The 17,387-nt window shown below is 31.9% G+C and carries 15 protein-coding genes; 3 read left to right on the plus strand and 12 right to left on the minus strand.

Features of this window, described 5'->3' with window-relative positions:
• Positions 1-3 precede the first annotated feature (3 nt).
• The 9 genes from L1S49_RS01710 to L1S49_RS01750 form a co-directional block, all read right to left on the minus strand.
• A complete protein-coding gene (locus tag L1S49_RS01710) occupies positions 4-771 on the minus strand; it encodes an acyl-CoA dehydratase activase (protein ID WP_238902289.1) in 768 nt (255 codons plus the stop codon).
• 8 nt (positions 772-779) lie between these two features.
• Positions 780-1,931 carry a double-cubane-cluster-containing anaerobic reductase gene (locus L1S49_RS01715; protein ID WP_238902290.1) on the minus strand — a complete coding sequence of 384 codons (1,152 nt, stop codon included), beginning with the start codon at positions 1,929-1,931 and terminating at the stop codon, positions 780-782.
• Between the two features lie 149 nt (positions 1,932-2,080).
• Positions 2,081-2,947 carry an FAD binding domain-containing protein gene (locus L1S49_RS01720; protein WP_238902291.1) on the minus strand — a complete coding sequence of 289 codons (867 nt, stop codon included), beginning with the start codon at positions 2,945-2,947 and terminating at the stop codon, positions 2,081-2,083.
• Positions 2,941-3,414 (minus strand): (2Fe-2S)-binding protein, encoded by a 474-nt coding sequence (locus L1S49_RS01725; protein WP_238902292.1) that lies wholly within the window; start codon positions 3,412-3,414, stop codon positions 2,941-2,943. The genes L1S49_RS01720 and L1S49_RS01725 overlap by 7 nt, the downstream gene beginning before the upstream one ends.
• Positions 3,401-5,542: a xanthine dehydrogenase family protein molybdopterin-binding subunit gene (locus L1S49_RS01730; RefSeq protein ID WP_238902293.1), complete on the minus strand. Its 2,142-nt coding sequence runs from the start codon at positions 5,540-5,542 to the stop codon at positions 3,401-3,403. Before L1S49_RS01730 ends, L1S49_RS01725 begins: the two co-directional genes overlap by 14 nt.
• Positions 5,543-5,652: 110 nt before the next feature.
• The gene (locus L1S49_RS01735) at positions 5,653-6,582 is read right to left on the minus strand and encodes an ABC transporter permease (protein WP_238902294.1); all 930 of its coding nucleotides are present in this window, start codon (positions 6,580-6,582) and stop codon (positions 5,653-5,655) included.
• The gene (locus tag L1S49_RS01740; protein ID WP_238902295.1) at positions 6,583-7,668 is read right to left on the minus strand and encodes an ABC transporter permease; all 1,086 of its coding nucleotides are present in this window, start codon (positions 7,666-7,668) and stop codon (positions 6,583-6,585) included.
• Positions 7,649-9,184 carry an ABC transporter ATP-binding protein gene (locus tag L1S49_RS01745; protein WP_238902296.1) on the minus strand — a complete coding sequence of 512 codons (1,536 nt, stop codon included), beginning with the start codon at positions 9,182-9,184 and terminating at the stop codon, positions 7,649-7,651. The genes L1S49_RS01740 and L1S49_RS01745 overlap by 20 nt, the downstream gene beginning before the upstream one ends.
• 20 nt (positions 9,185-9,204) lie before the next feature.
• A complete protein-coding gene (locus L1S49_RS01750) occupies positions 9,205-10,314 on the minus strand; it encodes a BMP family ABC transporter substrate-binding protein (RefSeq protein ID WP_238902297.1) in 1,110 nt (369 codons plus the stop codon).
• 727 nt (positions 10,315-11,041) lie between these two features.
• Between L1S49_RS01750 and L1S49_RS01755 the strand changes: the two genes are divergently transcribed.
• Genes L1S49_RS01755 through L1S49_RS01765 form a run of 3 tightly spaced genes read left to right on the plus strand, consistent with a single transcriptional unit; the run spans position 11,042 to position 14,557 of the window.
• Complete coding sequence (locus L1S49_RS01755) at positions 11,042-11,836, plus strand: FAD binding domain-containing protein (protein WP_238902298.1); 795 nt, start codon at positions 11,042-11,044, stop codon at positions 11,834-11,836.
• A complete protein-coding gene (locus tag L1S49_RS01760) occupies positions 11,830-12,279 on the plus strand; it encodes a 2Fe-2S iron-sulfur cluster-binding protein (protein ID WP_238902299.1) in 450 nt (149 codons plus the stop codon). Before L1S49_RS01755 ends, L1S49_RS01760 begins: the two co-directional genes overlap by 7 nt.
• A gap of 1 nt (position 12,280) precedes the next feature.
• Positions 12,281-14,557 carry a molybdopterin cofactor-binding domain-containing protein gene (locus tag L1S49_RS01765; RefSeq protein WP_238902300.1) on the plus strand — a complete coding sequence of 759 codons (2,277 nt, stop codon included), beginning with the start codon at positions 12,281-12,283 and terminating at the stop codon, positions 14,555-14,557.
• A 129-nt stretch (positions 14,558-14,686) separates the two neighbouring features.
• On the opposite strand, the gene L1S49_RS01770 is transcribed toward L1S49_RS01765, so the two are convergent.
• The 3 genes from L1S49_RS01770 to L1S49_RS01780 form a co-directional block, all read right to left on the minus strand.
• Positions 14,687-15,445 carry a PBECR4 domain-containing protein gene (locus L1S49_RS01770; RefSeq protein WP_238902301.1) on the minus strand — a complete coding sequence of 253 codons (759 nt, stop codon included), beginning with the start codon at positions 15,443-15,445 and terminating at the stop codon, positions 14,687-14,689.
• Between the two features lie 215 nt (positions 15,446-15,660).
• The gene (locus L1S49_RS01775) at positions 15,661-16,698 is read right to left on the minus strand and encodes a M42 family metallopeptidase (protein WP_238902302.1); all 1,038 of its coding nucleotides are present in this window, start codon (positions 16,696-16,698) and stop codon (positions 15,661-15,663) included.
• Between the two features lie 209 nt (positions 16,699-16,907).
• Complete coding sequence (locus L1S49_RS01780; RefSeq protein WP_238902303.1) at positions 16,908-17,216, minus strand: hypothetical protein; 309 nt, start codon at positions 17,214-17,216, stop codon at positions 16,908-16,910.
• Positions 17,217-17,387 lie beyond the last annotated feature (171 nt).

A 17,387-nucleotide genomic window follows, 5' to 3' on the forward strand; every position in this document is an offset into this window, starting at 1 on the left:
AATTCACTTCCTCAATTTAAATTGCTTCTCGTACCCAATTATCGCTGCTCCTATTGCACCAGCATATTGTGATAAAGGAGATACCTTTATTTCTTTATTTATAAATCCTTCTAATCTTCTCTTAAATTCCTCACTTCTACTAACTCCCCCAGAGAAAAACACCCCTTCTTCAATATTTAATTTAGATGCGAAGGTGGCTGTTCTTTTTGCTATAGAAGATAAAATTCCAGATAATATTTCTTCTCTTGGAACCTCTTTAGCGATTAGGCTTATAACTTCTGACTCTGCAAATACGGTACACATACTAGATATTGGATATGGCTTAACCCCTTTTGTAAGAGAGTCTATTGATGACAATTCTTCATCTAAAGTCTTTACCATAACCTCTAAAAATCTTCCAGTCCCAGCTGCACATTTATCATTCATCAAAAAATCTGTAAGATTACCATCTCGATCTAGTTTTATGACCTTGCTATCTTGACCACCAATGTCTATTACAGTTCTTGTATTTTCACAAAGGTATTTAGCTCCTTTTCCATGACAGGTAATTTCGGTAACCTTCTTATCCCCAAAATCCGCTAGTTCTCTCCCATAACCAGTAAGCACTACATAGGGTTTATCTTCAAGTCCATAAGATAAATCTGAATATATCTTCATCATACTTTCTCTAGGCCTTGAAGTTGTTTTAGTTATTATCTTTTTAACTATATTCCCATTATATAATATTCCTTTAGTTGAGGTAGAACCTGAATCTATTCCTATTGAATACATATTTTCACCTATAACATTTCTATAAATGCTGCCATTCTTGTATTTAACTGTCCTATATCTGACTGTGAATAATCTGTCTCTACTGCCATATATGGAACTTTATAATTGTTATTTGTAAATCTTTTTATTGAAAGAGTTTCTACGGCATAAGTATGGCAAGCTTGAAGTATTACATCTACTACTCCATCCACATTATACTCTTCAATCATCTTTCCTAATAAAGTTTTTCTATTTTCATTAGGACTCATGCAAGAGCAGCCTATAGCAAGATATTTTTCTGTTAAGGCATCGAATACGTCTTTATCCTCATCTACTAAAAGTTCATTTGCTTTAGCAACTGTACAATTTTCAAAAGCAACTACATAACCACCATTATCTTCAATAGCTTTTACTACCTTTTCAGCAGCTCCCCCTATAGGACATCCTGTTATTAATATTCTTGGTCTACTATCTAGTCTTTTCCCTTGTGAGTATTCTCTTTTTACTCTCTCAGTTAAACTAGAAAGTTCTTCTATAGATTGTTCTTTATCAAACTTAAAAGTCGCTCCATATATAACCTTTAATATATCCGTTCCAGAAATAGCTGGTGGATTTAACTTACCAATTTCATAAAAATTCTTTAAGGCTACTCTTTCTCTATTTTTTAAATTTATAGCTTCTTTAATCTTATCTTCAGTAATTTTAAGTTCTAATTTATCTTCTAACAAATCCTTTAGTTTTATTATCTCACTTTTCCATAATTCATAACTTTTTTCCCCAACTTGTGTATTAGGTAACTGCATGACATGAACAGCTTTAAATTCTCCTAAATATTCATACATCTTTTTCTTTCCATCACAGGTTGTCTCTCCTACAATTAAATCAGAGAAGTAAAAATAAGGACACTTATCTGTTTTTCCAAAACCATAGCTACTTTTTATTAGTGGGCAAAGATTTCTAGGAAGATCCATTTCCGCATCTCCTATAGTTTCATCTGAGGTTGAACAAAGAGAAACTACTGCTGCTCCAGCTGCCATAGCTATTTCCTGAGGCATATATGTACAAAATGTTCCTATTAAAGGAATGTTCTGCTCCTTAAGTTCTTTTGCTATTATGAACCCATTTTTTCTTGCTTCAGAAAAATCTTCAAAAATCTCTGGCAAATCCTTTTTAATATCCATACATCAACACTCCTTAATCATTATTGCACAAAAACGTCACTGTAATTTAATTATACAATGACGTCTTTATATTATAAATTTAAAATTTAAAAGGGCTTTATTATATTTATATAATTTATTACTCATTATCCACTCTATATAGGAAGAATCTATTTTAATTTTAGAAAATCCTTTAATAAATTTACAGCTACCTGCTTTCTATAGTTTTTATTTGATCTTTGATCGTCTATAGGATTTATTAAATCTGAATAGTCTTCAATTAATTCTTCGCTTATTTCATCCAAATTGTTTATATTTTTTCCTATTAATTCATTCTCCATCTTTTTAGATTTAACTATTGTAGGTGCTACTGCTCCAAAAGCTATTCTCACGTCTTTAATTACATCTTCCTCAACATTTATAAATCCTACAAAAGATAGCTTAGATATTGCTGTAGCTTTTCTAGTTCCAACCTTCTTATAATAATATTCATTAAAGTTAACTATAGGAATCCTTATTTCTTTTAAAATCTCATCACTGCCTAATATATTTCTTCCTGGAGCAACAATAAAATCTTCTATAAATATTATCCTATCACCCTTTAGGCTTCCTACCACTAATTCAGCTTCTAAAGCATATAGTAATGGAAGTATATCAGCAGCTGGTGAAGCATTACAGATATTACCTCCGATAGTTGCTACATTCCTTATAGCTGGTGAAGCTATATCCTTAATTACAATTTTAAAATAATCTGGTACTATATCATGCTCACTAATTTCAGAAAATGTACATGCGGCTCCTATATGAAGATAATCTCTTAGTGTGTATATTTTTTTTAATTCTGCTAGGTTTGCAACAAAGATAGTATTTTTATCAAACCTAGGTATAAGTCCTGAGGGTCTTTTCCTTCTTACCATAAGATCTGTTCCGCCAGATAATATTATAGTCTCTTCTCTACCTATTACCTCCAAAGCCTCTTTTAAACTTTCTGGTAAATACAATATTATATTAGAGTTCTCCTCTTTACTTATTACCATACAGTATCACCTCTTTTTGAAGCTAACTTAATAGCTTCGATTATTTTATCGTATCCTGTACATCTACAAAGATTCCCTGATATTCCTTCTCTGATTTCATCCTCATTTGGTCTACTGTTTTTAGTTAGTAGTGCATAGGATGCCATTATCATTCCTGGAGTACAAAAACCACATTGAACAGCTCCTGCATCCTCATATGCTTCCTTGAGTATATTAAATTCTTTAGTATCTACGAGCCCTTCTATTGTAATCACCTTAGCTCCATTTACATTACCTAAAGGTACACAGCAAGAATTAATAAGATTCCCATCTATAATTACAGAACAGGCTCCACATTCTCCTTGTCCACAACCTTCTTTTGGAGCTATCAATTTAAAATCCTCTCTTAGAACATCTAAAAGTCGTCTTAATGGATTGCTTTCAATACTAACTTCTTCATTATTTAGATTGAATTTAATTATTGTCATTTTTTATTACCTCCATTATTAACTCAGGGGTTACTGGAATCTGACTCACTGTTTTTCCTATTGCATTTTGTACTGCAATTGCATAAGCAGATGCTGCTCCTATTAAAGTAAGTTCCCCTGCACTTTTAGCTCCAAAAGGACCGTAATCATAAAGTGTGTTAACTAACTTATTATGAATCTTAGGTAGATCCTTCGCTGTAGGTATTACGTAATCAGTGTTGGTTCTCTGAATTAATCTTCCTTCTTTAGAGTTCATAACCTCCATGCCTGCATAACCTAAACCTTGAGCAACTCCACCTTCTATCTGACCTTCTATTATCTTTGCATCAATAGCCTTACCTATATCAAAAACAGCCCAAACACCCTTTATATCTACTTCATAAGTTATAGGATTAACCTCAACCTCTACTACGTTGGCTCCCCATGAATAAGTATTATATGCATCTCCAACTAAAGCTTCTGCATCCCAGTTAAACCCTTCTGGGTGTTTATATTTTTCTAGAATCTCTATCTCTTCTCCAGATTTCCACTCCTCCTTCATCTTTATAGCCGCATTTTGAAGAAGCTTTCCTATAATCATTGTGGTTCTTGAAGCAACTGTAGGTCCTGAGTTTGGAACCCTATCAGTATCTGGATTTGCATATATTATATCTTCTAATGGTATCTCTAAAGCATGGGCAACTATCTTTCTAAGTCCAGTAGTTACTCCCTGTCCCATTTCAACGTTAGATATAAGAATTTCTACCTTATCATCTTTATATTTTTTAAGCTTAACCTTTGCCTTTATAATATCTCTTTCACCATTTCCAGTGAATCCGCCTCCGTGGAAAAATAGAGACATTCCTACTCCCTTATATTTATCACTCTTTTTATATTGTTCATATTTCTCACTATATGAAGACATTTCTTCTATAGTTTCAATTATTTTTGGTAATACAATATCCTCTCTAAATACCCCACCAGTTGAAGATAGATCTCCTTTTTTCAATAAATTCTTTTTCTTAAAGTCCAAAGAATTTACTCCTAATTCCTTTGCCATAAATTCCATATGCATTTCTGTAGCAAAAAAAGATTGAGGTGCTCCAAAACCTCTGTAGGCTCCTGTCACAATATTATTAGTAGCAAAAGCTCTTCCCCTAACCTTTATATTTTCAACATCATATACACCTATGGCTGCAAATATACTTCTTTGTAAAACTATATTAGATATCCCCATGTAAGCGCCACCATCTAATTTAACATCTGCATCTACACCTATTATCTTATGATTTTTATCTAAAAAAGTTTTTAAAATAATTTGTGAAGGATGTCTTTTAGTTGTGCATTGAATATCTTCATCCCTATCAAATATAAGCTTAACTGGCTTTTTAATCTTTAATGCAGCAATAGCAACTTGCCCACCTATTAAGGAAGGATATTCTTCCTTTCCCCCAAAACCTCCACCAGTATTACTTTGAACTATCTGAACATCATCATAATCAAAACCTAAAGCATCTACTACTGCATCTTTAACATAATAAGGACACTGCATAGAGCCTATAACCTTAACTCTTCCATTTTCATAAGTTCCAACCATACCTTGAGTTTCTAAATATATGTGCTCTTGATATCCAGTTGTATATTCTTTTTCAAATACATAGGCTGCTTCTTTTTCAGCTTTTTCTAGGTCACCTTTTCCATAATTATATTCTATAAAACAGTTATCTTTTCCATATATAAGTTCGGTTAGGGCTTCAGCTTCATCTATGGAGAAAACTCCTTTTAACTCTTTATAATTAACTTTTATCTCTGTTATTAATTCCTCAACCGTCTCTTTATCAGGCCCTACCAAAAGTAAAAGCGGTTCCCCAATGTAGTTTACTGTATCCTCTGCAAAAAATGGCATTTCATAATTTATTATTTTAACCCCATTTCTAGCAGGCACATCATTTTTATCTACTATATAATACCCTTCTGGAAGCCTCGGAATATCTATTGATAATATTTCTGCTCTTGCCTTTGTGGATCTTAATGTTTTTGCATACAGAGCATCTTCAAAGTTCATATCTGCCAAATATTCCGTTTTCCCTTTAATCTTATCCTCAACATCTATTCTCTTAACAGGTTTACTTATTTCATCAATAAGCATATAATCACCCCCTATTTTTCATAATCAACTCTAACTTACTGATTTAAAAATAAGGTTACTGCAAGCTTATTTGCAGCAACCTCTAAACTAATTTATTTTTCTAAGATCTTTTATCTCTCTTCTCTAAAATATGATTGTCCTAAAGATTTAGGTGGAGAATTTTTTCTTGAATTTCTCATAGAAACCACTACAAGAACTACGAAGGTTGCTATATATGGAATAGCCGCAATCAAATATTGATTAATAAATGGACTGCTTATTCTAAATCCTAATATATCTAACCCTCCAAAGAAATAAGCTCCTATTAAAGCCTTAAATGGATTCCATCCTACAAATATAACTAAAGCCACAGCTATCCACCCACGACCAGCTGTAACATTTTCTTGCCAAGCAGGTACATATACAAGTGAAAGATAAGCTCCTCCAAGTCCACACAAAGCTCCACCTAAAAGAATATGCACATATTTATATAAATTAATATTTATACTTGCAGCATCTGCAGCTGCTGGATTTTCACCTACAGCTATAACATTTAACCCTTTTGAGGTTTTATATAAATATAATCCTAGAACTACTGCACATATATATCCTAAATAAATAAAGGGATCTTGGTTAAATAAAGCTGTACCTAAAACTGGTATCTTTGATAATAAAGGAATGGCAACAGGTTTAAAAAATGCCTTTATACTATCTGGAGTTACTTGCCCTACAAGTTTAGTTCCAAGTAAACTTGATAACCCTGTTCCAAATATGGTTAAAGCTAAACCTGAAACAGTTTGATTAGCTCTAAGAGTAACAGTTAAAAAGGCATATATTAAGGCTCCTAATGCGCCTGCAATCATAGCCGCAATTAAAGCAATAAATGGATTTCCAGTACTTAAGCCTACCATAAAGCCCATAACTGAACCCAAAAGCATTAACCCCTCAACTCCAAGGTTAAGATTTCCTACTTTTTCTATTATTATTTCTCCTAAAGTCCCAAAAAGAAGCGGTGTTCCTGCGATAACTGCTGCTGCTAAAAAATTTGTAATCCAATCCATTTATGCCACCTCCTGAACTTTTTCTCTTTTTTTAGATACTCCATTAAATATAAGCTTAAATCTTATAAAAAACTCACTTCCTAGTACACAGAAAAGTATAATTGCTTGTAATAAAGAAGCTGCAGATTCAGGAATTCCATATGCAGTTTGTATAAGTCTTGCCCCAGACACTAGAGCTGCAAATAATACCGCTACTATACTTATTCCTATAGAGCTTAAATTTCCAAGCCAAGCTATTATAACTGCTGTATTACCTACTCCACCTGATACTTCTACAGATAAAGTCTGACTTACCGCTGAAGCTTGTATAACTCCAGCAATTCCACATATTGCCCCACTTAAGAAAAGAGCGCCTAGAATTGTTTTCTTTATATCCATCCCTGCATATTTTGCTGTATTTTCGCTTTCCCCAATTACTGAAATTTCATATCCTTTTTTAGTGTAATTCATATAAATATATACTAGAACAGCTAAAACTATAGCAATAATCCATCCTATATGAACTCCAAAAAGTTTAGGCATAATAGCATTATCAGAGAAATTTGGAATTTTAGGAAAACCTAAAGAATTTTTATCTCTCCATGGTCCATACTGTAAGTAGGTTATGAATTTTATAACTATATAGTTCATCATCAAGGTTGTAATAGTTTCATTAGTTCTATATTTTACTCTAAAATATGTTGGAATTAACACACATATTCCACCTAAAACCGCTCCTACTACAAGCATTAGTAACAATAATAATGGTTTAGGTAAGCTTTGAAAATTTAGAGCTACTAATGCAGCTCCAAAAGCTCCCATCATTATCTGACCTTCTCCTCCTATATTCCAAAACTTCATTTTAAATGCTATAGATACACCTAAACCAGCAATCAAAAGAGGTATTGCCTGAATTATAGTTTGTCTTATTCCGTAAGCAGAACCAAAAGCGCCTTTTAGCATTGTGCCATATACACTTAATGGATTTAATTTAAGAAAAAGAAGTAATAAGCTTACTATAACTAAAGCTAAAATAACTGCTAAAACTCTTATCTGCATACCCTTTTTATTATCTACTTCTGTTCTCTTAACTAGCCTCACTAGCATATTTATCACCATCCTTATTTCCGCTTGATACCATCATAAGACCAATTTCTTCTTTAGTAGCTTTTTCTGCTTCAATTACTCCTGTTACATCTCCACTATTTAAAACCATGATTCTATCGCAAAGCTTAATAAGCACATCTAAATCTTCTCCAACAAATAAAATTGAGGTACCTTTCTTCTTTTCCTCATTAATTATGTTGTAAATAGTGTAACAAGTATTAATATCTAATCCTCTCACTGGATAAGCCATTACTATAAGCTTAGGATCTAAACTCAATTCTCTACCAAGTAAAACCTTCTGTATATTTCCACCTGATAAATATCTTATAGGATGGTGTATCCCTGGAGTTTTAACCTCCAACTTTTCCACTATATCCTTCGCCTTATCTACTAAGCTTTTTCTATTAACAAACATACCCTTTTGTTTTCTATAATCCTTTAATAATAGATTATCCACTATTCCCATAGCTCCAACTAGACCCATTCCTAATCTATCCTCTGGAACAAAACTCATAGCTATTCCTCTTTCCATAAATTCTTTGGAAGTTTTCCCAGCTAAGTTTTCTCCATTAAAGTTTATTTCACCTTCATCTATTTTACATATTCCCGTTATAGCTTCACAAAGCTCCTTTTGACCACAACCAGCTATACCTGCTATACCTAGTACCTCTCCAGCTTTTATATTAAAGCTTACATTCTTTAGTAGTTTTATTTTGTCACTACCTGAAACACTCAAATTTGAAACATCTAAAACTACTTCTCCAGCTTCACATTCTACCCTATCTATAAATAAATCCATTTCTTTTCCTACCATAAGTTCAGTAAGATTTTTAGGATTTGTATTTTCTTTATCAACAGTACAGATTGTCTCACCCTTTCTTAATATAGTGATTCTATCTGAAACCTCCATAACTTCATCCAATTTATGTGTTATAAATATTACAGCGCAACCCTCTTGCTTCATTTTATTCATAATATTGAATAACTTTTTAGTTTCTTGAGGTGTAAAAACCGATGTTGGTTCGTCTAATATAAGAATATCTGCACCTCTATATAATACTTTTAATATCTCAAGATTTTGTCTTTCCCCAACAGACATATCCTGAACATATTTATTAACATCTATATCTAACTCAAATCTCTTACATATATCATTAATTTTATTTACAAGCTTCTTTTGATTAACAAATAATTTATTCTCTTGTCCTAACAATACATTTTGTATAGCAGTCATTGATTCTACTAACTTAAAATGTTGATATATCATTCCAACTCCTGCTTTTATAGCATCTTTAGGTGAAGTAAAAGTAACTTCTTTTCCATGTATGAATATTGAACCACTATCTGGAGTATAAACTCCAGATAGCATATTCATAAGTGTACTTTTACCTGCCCCATTTTCACCTAAAAGTGCATGTATTTCACCGGCATTCACGCTGAAATCAACATTGTTATTTGCTACAACTTTTCCAAATGTCTTGGTTATTTTTTTTACAGCAATTAACTCTGAATTCATAAAGTATCACTCCATATTAATTATTTTTGAATAGTTCCATCTATCCCTTGTACAAACCAGTTCATAGAGAAGATTTCATCATCAGTCATAGTGCTTCCTGCTGCAACTTTTTCTGCTCCAGTTTGATCTTTTAATGGTCCAACAAATATTTTGTTTTCACCTGAAACTACTGCTTCTTTTGCTTTTTCTACTTTTTCTTTAGTTCCTTCTGCTATATTGCTTGTAAGTGGTGCTAAATCAACTAAACCATCTTTAATTCCACCCCAGTAGCTTCCAGATTTCCATGTACCATCTTGAATTGCTTTAATTTGAGCAGTGTAATAAACTCCCCAGTTAAATATGTCTGAAGTTAAGTTAGCTTTTGGTGCTGATTCACTCATATCTACGTTATATCCTACTGAGAATACTCCAGCTTCTTCTGCTGCTTGCTGCGCACCTGCTGTATTTTGATGTTGTCCTATAACATCAGCACCATTTGCAATAAGAGCTTTTGCTGCTTCTTTTTCTTTAGCTGGATCATACCAAGTGTTTGTCCAAACAACTTGTACAGTAATACTTGGATCAACTGATTGAGCACCTAAAGCAAATGCATTAATACCTCTTATAACTTCTGGTATTGGGAATGCTCCTACAAAACCAAGTTTTTTAGTTTTAGATTTCATACCAGCAGCTATACCTGATAAGTATCTAGCCTCATACTCTCTACCGAAGTAGTTAGATAAATTATCTGCTGTTTGGTGTCCACCACCATGTAAGAATGTTACTTCTGGATGAGATTTAGCTGATGCAACCATACCATCCATAAATCCAAAACTAGCTCCAACTATTACATTAGCACCTTGGCTAATCATATCTTCTACAACTTTTTGAACCTCTGCTGAATCTTCTTTAACTGATTCTTTATAAATTGTTTCAACCCCAGTTTGTTCTTCAAGATAAAGTCTACCTTTATTGTGATTGTAGTTATAACCACCATCTGTAATTGGACCTGATAATATGAACCCTACCTTTAAATCCTTTTTTGTTTCATCAGTTTTTGTTGCTGTATCACCTTTTGATGTGCTACAGCCCGTTAGTGCCAAAGATACTGCTACTAAGCTTGTTGCAAAGATTTTAAGAAATTTTTTCATGTTTTTTCCCCCTTAATTAAATACTTAAAAATTTGATTAACAATTGATGTCTTTACCTCCCTATCTTTCTAAATGACAATATTATTATTAAAAATAAAAAAGCAAGTCCAAAAAGTACTTTGAGTTTTAGAAATATAATAAAAAATCAATTTCTAAGCTCTAAAGTTCCTCGTTGAACTTGCTTATAATAATATTCATTACTAATTTTTAATGGCATAAATAAATAGTCATTTATCAAATAAAGATTTTAATTATTCTTGCACAAATATATAAAGCAATTCCCGTGCCAACTTTTACGATTTGAAATTTCAGGAATATATGAATTAATATGGCTCATTACAGGCTACTTATTACTTATATTTATGCATTTTTGCCATTAAAAGTATTTCATTTCACTAATTATCTATTATTGTAATGATTTTTTTATTAATATTTTATATCAAAATGATAAATGATTATCATTTTGATATATATAATTGTACTTATTGATAAATATAATCCTAACTCTTTTTCTTGCCTTATTTGATTTAAATCTATTTTTAACTTTAAAATACTGAAATATCTTTATCAAAGTGATAACAAGACCTTTATTATTATACAACAAGTTAATAAATCTGAACATACTTTTCTTTTAATTAATATATGTACGCCACTATTGAATGTGATATAATTAAATAGTTTGATAATATTCGTATTTATATAGAGTATTTAGGAGGAGTATAAATATATGTTTACTTTATTAGAATTCTTTCAACCTGAAACCTTAGATGAAGCCTACAATAAATTAGTTGCTAGAAAGACTAATACCATTCTAGGTGGATGTGCATTTTTAAAAATGGGTTCCAAAAGAATAGGAACAGGAATAGACCTTTCAAAACTTAATTTGAATTATATAAGTGAATCTGATGATTATATAGAAATAGGAGCTTCAACTACATTTAGAGATATAGAAACAAGCGAAGTATTAAATGCCCACTTCAATGGAGTATTAAAAGAAGCCGTTAAAGATATTATAGGTGTTCAATTTAGAAATATGGTAACGGTAGGGGCTTCAGTATATTCAAAATATGGTTTTTCTGATTTTATAACTGCCTTATTAGCCCTCGATACAGAAGTTGAGCTATATAAAGGTGGAAGACTAACACTTGAAGATTTCCTATCTGAACCATATAAAAAAGATATCTTAACTAAAATTTACATAAAGAAAACTCAAAGAAAAGCTATTTATAAATCCTTGAGAAATTCAAAAAGTGATTATCCTATATTAAATGTAACTGTATCTAAACTTAACGATGATTTTAAAATAGTTGTAGGGGCTAGACCTGCCACTGCTAAAATCTCTTTAGAGGCATCAAAAATATTATCTACTGGTGTTTTTAGTGAAGAACTTCTTACTCAAGCTTTAGACACACTGACTTCTGAATTAATCTTTGGAACCAATATGAGAGCTACCGGTGAATACAGGCAAGCTATAAGCAAAGTACTAGTAAAAAGAGCTATTATGGAGGTAATAAAATGTTAGTAATCTTAAATATAAATGGAAAAAATCACAAATTACAAGTTGAACCAGATGACATGCTAATAGATACTCTTAGAGCAAATGGATATCTTGGCGTTAAAAAAGGTTGTGATACAAGCTGCTGTGGTTTATGTACAGTCTGGATTGATGGCTCTCCTTTATTATCTTGTACCTTACTTACATTAAAAGCTTGTGATAAAAAAATCGTCACTATAGAAGGAGCTCAAGAGGAAGCTAAAAAGTTTGGACAAATTCTATCAAATGAAGGTGCTGAACAATGTGGATTCTGTAGTCCTGGTTTTATAATGACAGTAATCGCTATGAAAAATGAGCTAAAAAATCCTACTGAAGATGAGATAATTCATTATCTAACTGGAAACCTATGTAGATGTACAGGCTACATGGGACAACTTAGAGCAGTAAAAAAATACTTGGAGGTAATGTAATATGAAGTCAGTAGGAAAAAGCTTTAATAAAATAGATAGTTTAGCTTTAGTTACAGGAAAACCAGTATATACTGAGGATTTAGCACTCCAAAATGCCCTAGTTATTAAAATATTAAGAAGCCCTCATGCTTTTGCTAGGATAAAATCCATAGACGTTTCAAGAGCTGAAAAACTTGAAGGAGTAGAATGTATATTTACTCATAAGGATGTACCTAAAACACGTTTTACTTTAGCAGGTCAATCATTCCCTGAACCTTCACCTTATGACAACCTAATCTTAGATGAATTAGTGCGTTATGTTGGAGATGAAGTAGCTATTATCGCTGCTGTAGATGGAAAAACTGCTATAAAAGCCATGAATATGATTAAGGTTGAATATGAAATATTTGAACCTGTTTTGGATTTTGAAAGAGCTATAGACCACCCTTCAATAATTCACCCAGAAGAAGATATTCATCTAAACTTTCCAACTGGAATGGAAAAGGATAGAAATATAGTATGTACCATAAACAATTCCTTTGGAGAAAATGTAGATGAGGCTATAAGCAATTCTCCTGTTGTAGTTGAAAGTACATATTATCCTCAAGCACAAGCTCATGCAATGATGGAAACCTTCAGAAGTTTTAGTTATCTTGACCATATGGGAAGATTAGTAGTAACTTCATCAACTCAGGTTCCTTTCCACATAAAAAGGCAATTGGCTAGAGCTTTAGAGATATCCCCTAGTAAAATTAGAATAATAAAACCTAGAGTTGGTGGAGGCTTTGGGGGTAAACAAACCTCTGTAGTTGAAATATATACAGCCCTAGTTACCCTAAAAACAGGAAAACCATCTAAAATAGTATATGAAAGAAAAGAAAATTTTGAAGCAACTAATACTAGACATGCCATGAGAATCAAAGTTACTATAGGTGCCGAAAAAGATGGAACCATAAATGCAATAGATATAAATGCTTTATCTGACCAAGGAGCTTACGGAGAACATGGTTTTACAACCTTAGGTTTAGTAGCTGAAAAAACTCTTCCTTTATATAACAAGGTAAAAGCATCAAGATTCTTTGCTCAAGCAGTCTATACTAATAAAGTTAAGGGTGCTGCCTTTAGAGGTTACGGTGCTACTCAAGGAACCTTTGCAGTTGAATCTGCTATGAATGAGCTATCAACAAAATTAAATATAGATCCTATAGAACTAAGATTAAAGAACCTAGTAAAGTATGGCGAAACTACAAAAGCCTATGGAAAACCAATTCAAAGTATATCCTTAGAAGATTGTATTAAAAAGGGTAAAACTCTTATTAATTGGGATGAAAAGTATCCATCTAGAGAGGTTTCTCCAAATAAGATAAGATCAGTTGGTATGGCTATAACTATGCAAGGTTCAGGAATAGCTCATATAGACACTTCTTCTGTTGAAGTTAAATTAAATGAGGAAGGCGACTTTACTCTTTTAATAAGTGCTACAGATGTAGGAATGGGCTGCGATACAATACTAACACAAATGGCTGCTGAGGTACTTGATACATCAATGGAAAACATAACAGTTATTGCAGCAGATACAGATATAACTCCTTATGATCCAGGTTCTTATGCATCAAGTGGAACCTATGTTACAGGTATGGCAGTGGTTAAAGCATCTGAGGATTTAAAAGCTAAGATTTTAGAAGAAGCTTCAAAAGCATTAGCTATTCCTAAAGATGAATTACTATTAGCAGAAGATGTGATTAAATCTGAAAATCATGACAAATCCATATCCCTAAAAGACTTATCAGAAAAGCTAACTGTTGGTCCTAAAGGTAAACATCTAATTGGTTTTGGAAATCACGGAAGTGACGTTACTCCACCACCATTTATGGCTGGCTTTGCAGAAATAGAAGTTGATAAAGAAACTGGAAAAGTTGATTTATTAAACTACGTAGGAGTAGTTGACTGCGGAACTATAATAAATCCAAAGCTTGCAAAAATCCAAGCTGAAGGTGGGATAGTTCAAGGAATAGGCCTAGCCTTATATGAAGATGTTAAATATGATCCTCATGGAAGACTTCAAAGCAACAGCTTTATGCAATACAAAATCCCAACGAGAAAAGATATTGGAAATATAATAGTTGATTTTGAAGAAAGCTATGAACCAACTGGACCTTTTGGTGCAAAATCCATAGGAGAAATAGTAATAAACACTCCTTCACCAGCTATTGCAGCAGCAGTTTATAATGCTGTTGGAGTAAATGTAAGGCACCTTCCTATAACACCAGAAAAAGTTTTTATAGGAATGAATAAATAAATCTTCCAATTAAAAAAGTAGCAGACTGTTTAATCAGTCTGCTACTTTTTTAATTAATTTTCAAAATTTAATTATTAGAAATTAATTAAAATGAATATGTTAATCTTAATTTTAATTACAATTTTTATATTAGTATGTAATTCCATTAATCTTACAGTGAATAGAATCTCTTACTGCAATCTCCTTATAATATCTTTCATTTTTATTATCTAACATTAAATTGCTTCCATTACGTTCAATCGATAATAAAATCTCTCTTTTTTGATCACTACTGTATGAGTAAGTTTTCTGATTAACTAATTTTGAATTTTTGTCAAATGCCAATACATTTTTAATGATTTCTATACTCTGAGAAGGCATGTACTTTTCTTTTTGAGATTGAGAGCCCCCAGTCTCATCAATCCATGTACAAAAGCAGTACTTTTTTAGTTTGCTTTCGGAATTTAATAATATATCTGTATTTTCAATCCACCCAGTCATGTAGCCTGAGCTTATATCTACTAATAAAAGAGAAACATTATTTAATTTAGTCGTACTTAAAGTTTCATTATAATTAACAGCTAGTGGTCCTGTATTATGCCAAAATATATCTGTAGATTTATTAAAATTTAAAGCTTTCTTATACATTTTTGATGTAGTTGAAATAGTATTACTTATTATCCTATTTGACACCCTCACTCCACTTATTATATCATCATATAGTTTACTTGGATTCTTGTAACCATTTGATTTGTATACCTGATTTTTAATTCCCATCAAATGAGGAAAATTTCTTTTTTCAGCTACTAATACAAAACCATTCCCACAAAAAGTTGTTATTATATAAAACTTCTCCATATATTCTGTTTTATAAAAATCAGCACATTTTTGTATATCAGTTATATCCATCTTTTCTCCTTAGACGCAATAAAAACTCCCGTTAAGGAGTTTTTATTAATGGCTACCGTTCACGATTATTTTTTTAACAGGGGAGTGCCCGAATCGGCCATTACGATTTCCTCAGCTAGTGAGCCTGCATTTATATTATTCATTTATATTTCAATTAATATACATTGAATATTACTTCTTACTAATATTATACTACAATATATTAAAAATGCAACTTATTTAGTTAAATATAGATATAAAAGTTTAATAGTATTTTCTAAAGCTTCGCTATGAGTTCTCTCCATTCCATGAGATGCATGAACTCCAGGCCCAATTAAAGCCCCTCTTATATTGTTTCCTCCATGAAGCGCTGCTCCAACATCTGATCCATACATAGGATAAATATCAACTACATATTTTAACTGATTACCTTTAGCCAAATTCACTAAGTCAGTTACCATATTATAATCATAAGGGCCACCTGAATCTTTTGCACAAATAGAAACATCATATTCTGTACAACTAAGGTCATCACCTATACATCCCATATCTACAGCTATCATTTCAGTTATATCACTTGGAATATATGATGAACCATGCCCAACCTCTTCATAAGTAGAAATGAATATTTTAGTAGTGTATGTAGGAACAATTTTTTCCCTGCTCATCATTTCAAGTAAGGTCATAAGACAAGCTACACTTCCCTTATCATCTATAAATCTAGACTTAATAAAACCACTTTCTGTTATTGTTGTTTTAGGATCAATAAACACAAAATCCCCTGGACATATACCAAGCTTTTGAGTTTCTTCTTTATTAGTTACTCTTTCATCTATTCTTATATGCATATGTTCAGGATCTCTAGGTTTAGTTTTACTATCTACAAAAACATGAGCTGCTGGACTATCACTTAAAAAAGTTCCAGTATATATCTTGCCATCTCTAGTTCTTATACTACAATATTCACTATCTAAAGTTGGAACTGTAGGAGAACCCACCAAAGTAAACTTTAAAGTTCCACTGCTAGTTATTGATCTTACCATAGCTCCTAAAGTATCAACGTGAGCCGATAATCCAACTACCTTACCTTCTTCCTTACCTGGTACAGTAATAATTCCACAACCTTTATTAGTTGTCTCAAAATCATATCCAAATTCCACTGCCCATTTTTCTATTACCTTCATAATATCAAAACAAAATCCACTAGGACTGTTAAACTCCAACAAAGTTTTTGCAGTCTTTAGCATATACTCTCTATCAATCGTTTTATCCATTGTTACCTCCAATTGTGTTACTATATTTACTTTTTATTATACCACTTCTATTTCCCAACTATTAAACCCTCACAATAAAATTTTCTCCCCCTCTATTCAGAGTCAGTCTAATTATTTTCTTTTCTACAGATCAGTGTTAGAAGTTTATTCGGTTATTTTACAAATGAAAAAGCACTGACTCGTGTAAATCAATGCTTTTGAAGGTATATTTATTTTATGAAATCATCAATTCTTATATCTATTGAAACTTTCTCATTTCCCTCAACTTTATCTAATACCATTTTAATTAATCTTTTATAGTCTTTAGTCACAAAATCGATGGTTATTTCTCTCTCTGTTAATGTTCCATATCCAATCTTAACTGCTTTCAAAACATTATCAGAATAAACATATATTCTTACTATCTCAGTCCATGGTATTTCTTTTCTTATCATTCCTAAAGGATTTACGTATATAAGTCTATCTTCTTCTACTTGAAAATATTCAAAAACAGCAACTAAGTAAAATATGCTTGACACTATTACTGCAATGCCCAGCAATAACTTATTATCAAATCTCTTAACCTTATATGCTATATACCAAAAAATTAAAATCAATAGAAACATTAAAATTAAAACAGACCGTTGACAAAAGGGGTATTTTCAAATATGAAAATACCCCTTTTGCTATACAATTCATAAATTGGATTA

Source organism: Clostridium sp. YIM B02506 (assembly GCF_022324845.1).
GTDB lineage: Bacteria > Bacillota > Clostridia > Clostridiales > Clostridiaceae > Clostridium_T > Clostridium_T intestinale.

Coding starts and splice junctions, on each gene's coding strand:
- L1S49_RS01710 (WP_238902289.1), bottom strand. CDS start 771: ATGTATTCAATAGGAATAGATTCAGGTTCTACCTCAACTAAAGGAATA.
- L1S49_RS01715 (WP_238902290.1), bottom strand. CDS start 1,931: ATGGATATTAAAAAGGATTTGCCAGAGATTTTTGAAGATTTTTCTGAA.
- L1S49_RS01720 (WP_238902291.1), bottom strand. CDS start 2,947: ATGGTAATAAGTAAAGAGGAGAACTCTAATATAATATTGTATTTACCA.
- L1S49_RS01725 (WP_238902292.1), bottom strand. CDS start 3,414: ATGACAATAATTAAATTCAATCTAAATAATGAAGAAGTTAGTATTGAA.
- L1S49_RS01730 (WP_238902293.1), bottom strand. CDS start 5,542: ATGCTTATTGATGAAATAAGTAAACCTGTTAAGAGAATAGATGTTGAG.
- L1S49_RS01735 (WP_238902294.1), bottom strand. CDS start 6,582: ATGGATTGGATTACAAATTTTTTAGCAGCAGCAGTTATCGCAGGAACA.
- L1S49_RS01740 (WP_238902295.1), bottom strand. CDS start 7,668: ATGCTAGTGAGGCTAGTTAAGAGAACAGAAGTAGATAATAAAAAGGGT.
- L1S49_RS01745 (WP_238902296.1), bottom strand. CDS start 9,184: ATGAATTCAGAGTTAATTGCTGTAAAAAAAATAACCAAGACATTTGGA.
- L1S49_RS01750 (WP_238902297.1), bottom strand. CDS start 10,314: ATGAAAAAATTTCTTAAAATCTTTGCAACAAGCTTAGTAGCAGTATCT.
- L1S49_RS01755 (WP_238902298.1), top strand. CDS start 11,042: ATGTTTACTTTATTAGAATTCTTTCAACCTGAAACCTTAGATGAAGCC.
- L1S49_RS01760 (WP_238902299.1), top strand. CDS start 11,830: ATGTTAGTAATCTTAAATATAAATGGAAAAAATCACAAATTACAAGTT.
- L1S49_RS01765 (WP_238902300.1), top strand. CDS start 12,281: ATGAAGTCAGTAGGAAAAAGCTTTAATAAAATAGATAGTTTAGCTTTA.
- L1S49_RS01770 (WP_238902301.1), bottom strand. CDS start 15,445: ATGGATATAACTGATATACAAAAATGTGCTGATTTTTATAAAACAGAA.
- L1S49_RS01775 (WP_238902302.1), bottom strand. CDS start 16,698: ATGGATAAAACGATTGATAGAGAGTATATGCTAAAGACTGCAAAAACT.